Genomic DNA, 381 nt, shown 5'->3' on the forward strand with positions numbered 1-381 from the left:
CCTCAGGTGTCTGAACGATCATGATACGGTTGCCGACCGTCAGATCGATACTGTGCATGTACTGAGCGTTAACCTCTATCCACGTACTGGACGATGCCGCAATCGGGAACCACAGCTGACTACCGTACCCACCATCAGTTTGGCGATTTGTCGCGTACTTGTAGTGTGCACTTGCCACGGCCCACTGAGTAGTGGACACTTGTGTCATCAGCGTCGGCTCAGCATCCGCGTTATTCTCATGAACCAAGAGCGCAGGGACAAACGGATTCATCATCTGGTTCGGAGGAATGACATCCGACCACGCGTAAACGTTTAGGATTGCTGGGTTTTGCTGAACAGTAACCTGAATCAGTGCCATTGCCTGCTGGAGCTTCAAAAGGC

At 52.2% G+C, this 381-nt stretch carries 1 protein-coding gene; it reads right to left on the reverse strand.

The genetic code is table 11. From position 1 onward, the window contains the following. The coding region (locus AC1RPQ_RS08105) for a hypothetical protein (RefSeq protein ID WP_481762278.1) at positions 1-381 on the reverse strand (381 nt) is incomplete at both ends.

It is taken from the genome of Dellaglioa sp. CoH-57-MRSF-21 (assembly GCF_056781915.1).